General features: G+C 70.3%; 3 protein-coding genes and 1 pseudogene. All 4 read right to left on the reverse strand.

What is annotated here, in order from left to right:
* Window positions 1–833 (reverse strand): annotated as a pseudogene (locus D7V97_RS39420) (cell division protein FtsK); the annotation flags it as partial.
* 264 nt (window positions 834–1,097) lie between these two features.
* The gene (locus tag D7V97_RS39425; RefSeq protein ID WP_120615728.1) at window positions 1,098–3,131 is read right to left on the reverse strand and encodes a glycosyl hydrolase family 18 protein; all 2,034 of its coding nucleotides are present in this window, start codon (window positions 3,129–3,131) and stop codon (window positions 1,098–1,100) included.
* Window positions 3,132–3,203: 72 nt separating this feature from the next.
* Window positions 3,204–4,373 (reverse strand): N-acetylglucosamine-6-phosphate deacetylase, encoded by a 1,170-nt coding sequence (gene nagA, locus D7V97_RS39430; protein WP_120615729.1) that lies wholly within the window; start codon window positions 4,371–4,373, stop codon window positions 3,204–3,206.
* A partial coding sequence (locus D7V97_RS39435; RefSeq protein ID WP_233583522.1) for an SIS domain-containing protein occupies window positions 4,373–5,382 on the reverse strand: 1,010 nt, incomplete at its 5' end. The genes nagA and D7V97_RS39435, both read right to left, overlap by 1 nt.

Here is a 5,382-nt window from a genome sequence, read left to right on the forward strand (position 1 = left end):
CGCTCCAGGGCCGGGGCCTTGGGGGGCAGCGTGGCGCGGGCGGAGGCCGTCTCCGAGCGCAGGTAGAAGCCCAGCGGGCCTGCCTCCTGGCACACCTTCACGAGCACGCGGTTGAGGCCCTTCTTGAGCTTCACCGACACGCGCGTCTGGTCCGGGCGGGGCAGGTTGTAGCGGTCCTCCTTGGAGGCGAGCTGGCCGTTCACCCACAGGCGGTAGCCGCCGGACACGCCCAGGCCCAGCGCCACGCGCGTGTCCTGGGGCACTTCCAGCCAGGTGAGCGCGTACGCGATGGCCTCCTTGTTGGGGCGCACCGCGGTGGCCAGGTCCACGTAGCCGTCCGCGGACGTGACGGAGAGCTTGCGCCAGGTGGCCTCGTGGCCCTTGGCGCCGGGGTAGCGCGCGCCCAGGTCCAGCGCGGCGGCCTCCGGGCCGAAGTCGGTGTCACAGCCGGCCTTGCCTTCGTTCTCGAAGCCGCCGACGACGTAGTAGTCATTGACGAAGCCCAGCCACTGGCGGACCTCGTTGGCGCGCACCATCCGGCCCCGGGAGCGCTCCGCGTCCATCAGGAGGATCTGCGCGGTGGTGCGCGTGTTCACGTCGGTGGTGCGGCGGGAGGCGATCTGCTGGTAGGTGCTGACCAGCGGGGTGAGGTCCTCCACGTCATCCACCAGCGCGTGCATCCGCAGGAGCGCGGCGCCCCCGCGCGGCGACCCGGCGGCCTGCTGGGCTTCGGCCGCGTACTCGCGGGCCCTGTCGTCCGCGTTCGGTCTCGCGAACCCCAGCACGGGGCAGGTGAGCACGAAGACTGCGGCCAGCGATGTGAAACGCGACATCCGTTCTCCTCGGTAGAGCAGCGGCGCAGGCAGCGACGCCGGGACAGCAGGGGGCGACGACGCCGGTGAACAGGTGGACCCGTCACGGCCTTCCCCTGCATGTGGCCCCGGACGGCGGGCAGGCAACCAGAACGCGCCCAGTCTATGTCGGACCGATGTGGGGCGGGGTGCGCCCGTGAAGGCCGGAGGCGGAAAATGCACCGGGCCGACACAGGCGATGACGCCCGTGCCGGCCCGGTGTGTGTTGGGGCGTGGGCCCTGGCGCTAGTGGAGCTTGGAGTAGAGGGCGTTGACGAGGGTGCCGTCGTCGCCGCTCAGCTCCCAGAACATCGCGCCGCCCAGGCCCTTGGCCAGGATGTAGTCGGACTTGGCGCTGACGCTCTGCGCGTCGTCGTAGGCCACCCACACCTTGGTGGTCGGGCTGTAGACGTAGGCCTGCTTGCTCTCCGGGTGGAAGAACTTGGAGTAGCCGGAGCCCGCGTTCTCGTAGTGGGCCTTGAGGTCCTTGAAGTCGAACACGCCGGTGAGGCCGGACTGGCCGTCATCCCAGGTGCCCTTGGTGGGGACGCCGCTCTGGAACAGGCCGTTGTTCACGTTGGGCACGTTGCCCCAGCCGCGGCCGTAGAAGGGCACGCCCAACACAATCTTGGAGGCGGGCACGCCCAGCTGGAGCATCTTCGAGATGGAGCCGTCGCTGTAGAAGCCGTCCACGGCGCCCGGGTCGCCCGTCACGCGGTTGAGCGCGGAGTGGAAGTTGACCGTGCTCTCGAAGGCCCCGTGGTAGTCGTACGTCATCACGTTGATCCAATCGAGGATGCCGGCCAGCTTCACCGTCTCCTGCTTGTTGGCGAGCAGGTCCGGCGACGCGCCCGACGCGATGGTGAGCAGGTAGGGCTGACCCGTCTGCGTCGTCACGGCGGCGAGCTGGTCGCGGAACTCCTGCATGAGCAGGGTGTAGTTCACCTTGTCCGCGGGGCTGCTGATGTTGTCCGGCAGGCCGCCGCCGGTGGGGTACTCCCAGTCCACGTCGATGCCGTCGAACACGCCCACGCCGTTGGCCGGGGTGACGCCGGGGAACTGGCCCTTCACGTACAGGTCCACGCAGGACTTCACGAACGCGGTGCGAGACGCGGCGGTGGCGGCGACCTGGGAGAAGTACTTGGACCAGGACCAGCCGCCAATGGAGATGAGCAGCTTGAGCTGCGGGTTCGTCTTCTTCAGCTCCTTGAACGCGCGGAAGTTGCCGCGCAGCGCGCCCGCGTCCCATTCACCAGGGAAGCCGAAGCCCTTGTCGATGTCCGCGAACGCGTCCCCGAGGATGCACTTGCCGTCCGGGGAGATGTTGGAGAAGGCGTAGTTGATGTGCGTGAGCTTCGACGCCGGGACGTTGGACACCTGGTAGTTGCGCCCGTAGATGCCCCACGCGGTGAAGTAGCCCACCAGGCGCTTGTTGCCCGTGGGGGGAAGGCCGGGCAGCTCCACCACGACGCTGACCGTCTTCGTGCCGATGTTGCCGGCGGCGTCGTACGCCTTCACGGTGTACGTGTACGTGCCGTTCTGCGCGGACGTGGAGAACGTGCGCGAGTACGACGATGCCGTGGCGACGAGCGTGCCGTTCTCCAGAATCTCCGTCTTCGTCACGCCCACGTTGTCGGTGGCGCTGGAGGAAATGGTGACGGAGCCGGCGGCGGTGAGGCGCGACGTGCTGGCGCTGGCGGTGACGACGGGCGCGGTGGTGTCGCCGCTGCCGGGGATGGCCACGGTGACGCTGACCGTCTTCGTGCCCACGTTGCCGGCGGCGTCATACGCCTTCACGGTGTACGTGTACGTGCCGTTCTGCGCGGAGGAGGAGAACGCGCGCGTGTACGACGACGCAGTGGCGACGAGCGTGCCGTTCTCCAGGATTTCAATCTTCGTCACGCCCACGTTGTCGGTGGCGCTCCCGGAGACGGTGATGGAGCCGGCGGCGGTGATGTTGGACGCGCTGCTGGAGGCGTTGACGACCGGCGCGGTGGTGTCACCGCCCGTCGCGGGCCCGACGTCGAGCCACAGCGCGGGCACGGCCACAGGCGTCCAGTCCGCCAGTGACGTGTGGGCCTGACGGCACTCATAGAGCCGGCCGCCGTAGGTGACGCGCGTGCCCACGGAGTAGGCGACACCCACGGCCCACTCGGCGGCCAGCGGCGCCTTCATCACACTGCCCGGGCCCTGCGCTTCGGGCGCGAAGGTCTCCTGGCCACATCCGGCGACGGTCAGCGCGGACGCGACCAGGCCCATGATCCACTTGCTACGCAGCATTCGTGTTCTCCTCGCCTGCGGTTCACGCGGAAGGAGGCACGCCCCGATTTTTCAGGGTTAATCCGGGAGATTTTATTCTGCGCGGAGGTGCTGTCCGCCGACCCAGGTGGCGTGGACGGAAAGGTCTTCCTTCAACAGCACGAGGTCCGCGCGATGGCCCGGAGCCACGCGGCCCCGGTGTCCGTGCAGGCCCATGAACGCGGCGGGATGGAGCGAGGCCATGCGCAGCGCTTCCTCCAACGGAACGCCGAGCTGCTGCACGCAGTGGCGCACCGCCGCCGTGAGGTCGATGTCCGCGCCCGCGAGCGTGCCGTCCTCCGTCTCCAGGCGACCGTGGCGCCGCAGGATGGTGCGGCCCTGGAGCGTGAAGGACGTGACGGGCGTGCCCACGGGAGGCATCGCGTCCGTGACGAGGAACACCTTGCCCGGTGGTTTGATCTTGAGCAGCAGGCGCAGGTTGTCCGCGTGCACGTGCACTCCGTCCGCGATGACGCCGCACCACGCGTCGTCCTGGAGGAACGCGGCGGCGACGGGGCCGGGCTGACGGTTGAGCACCGGCGGCATCGCGTTGAACAGGTGGGTGAAGCCGCGCACGCCGGCCTGGAGCGCCTGGGTGGTGCGCTCGCTGGTGGCGGCGGTGTGGCCCGCGCTGATCACCACGCCGGACGCGGAGAGGCGGCGCAGGGTGGCGTCGTCCACGCACTCGGGCGCGAGCGTCATCAGCACGCGGCCCCCGTGCGCGGCGAAGCGGCGGGGCAGGGTGGTGAGGTAGTCGAGGTCGCGTGTATCGGGAGCGCGGATGAAGCCGGTTGCGTGGACGCCCGCGCGCTCGCGACTGATGAAGGGGCCTTCCAGGTGGATGCCGAGCACCCCACCGTGAGGACGCGCGGTGGCTTCGAGCGCGGCCTCGCAGGCTTCGCGCATGCGCGTGGCGTCGTCGGTGATGAACGTGGGCAGGAGGCCCGTGGTGCCGCGGCGCCGCATGGCCGACGCGATGGCGAGCGCGGCCTCCACGGTGGGCGTGTCGTTGAAGAGGACGCCGCCCGCGCCGTTCACCTGCACGTCGACGAAGCCGGGCGCGAGGAGCATGTCCCCGGGCAGCGTGTGCACGGAGGCGCCGGAGGGAATCGCAGTGGTGGGGACCACGGCCCGGACGGTGTCGCCTTCGAGGACGACGGCCTGTCCTTCGAGGAGGTGGTCCCCGTTGAAGACGCGCGCGCCCGTGAGGACGACCGTGGGCATCACACCGTCTCCGTGACCTTGCGCAGGTGCGCGGGGGCATCCGGATCCAACCCGCGCGCCGTCGCGAGCTGGTGCACCGCGAAGTAGAAGCTCTGCACCTGGCACAGGGGCGCGAGCGCCACGGGGAGGTCCGGCAGCGTGGGCAGCAGCTTCGCGCCCGGGACGGCGAGGGTGGAGTGGACGGTCGCGCCCAGCTCCACCATGCGCTTCACGACGTCGCGCGTGCCCTGCGCCGCGTTGTCCTCCTGGCCCAGCGCGAGCACGGGGAAGCCCGGGCGCACGAGCCCGAGCGGACCGTGCAGGACCTCCGCGGTGCTGAAGCCTTCCGCGTGCAGGCGGCAGGTCTCCTTGAGCTTGAGGGCCATCTCGAGCGCCGCGCCCAGGCCGCTGCCGCGACCGACGACGTAGAGGCTGGAGGCGTCCTTGAGGGACGCGAGCGCGGGCCACCAGTCGAGCGCGCTGGCGGCCTCCAGGGCTTCGGGCAGTCGCCGGGCGGCGTCGTGCAGTTCGGGCGCGTCGGACCAGTGCGCGACGAGCTGGAGGAAGGCGAGGCCGGAGAGCAGGTAGGACTTGGTGGCGGCGACGCTGTGCTCGGGGCCGGCGGACAGCGGGACGCGCACGTCGCACAGCTCCGACAGGGGCGAGGACTCGTCGTTGATGAAGCCGAGCACGACGGCGCCGCCCGCGCGAGCGGCCTCGGTCATGCGCAAGAGGTCGGGGCTCTGGCCGGACTGGGAGACCGCGATGAAGAGCGAGTCGCGCAGGTCGAGCGAGCGCGTGTTGTAGACGGACGCGACGCTCGGGCCGAGGGACGCGACGGCGCGGCCCAGCGTGGTCTCGATGAGGTACTTGCCGTAGACGGCCGCGTGGTCGGAGCTGCCCCGGGCGCAGTGGTGCCCGGTGCGGATGCAGATGCCCTCCTGGTCCAGGATGGTCCCCACGTCGTGCGGGTGGATGTCCCCGAACGTGAACGACAGCACGCCCGTCTTCTTCGGCGCCGTGCCCACCA

The sequence above is a fragment of the Corallococcus sp. CA053C genome (assembly GCF_003611675.1).
Lineage (GTDB): Bacteria > Myxococcota > Myxococcia > Myxococcales > Myxococcaceae > Corallococcus.

Excerpts from the sequence above, each read along its gene's own strand:
- D7V97_RS39425 (WP_120615728.1), bottom strand. The coding sequence starts at position 3,131 with ATGCTGCGTAGCAAGTGGATCATGGGCCTGGTCGCGTCCGCGCTGACC.
- nagA (WP_120615729.1), bottom strand. The coding sequence starts at position 4,373 with ATGCCCACGGTCGTCCTCACGGGCGCGCGCGTCTTCAACGGGGACCAC.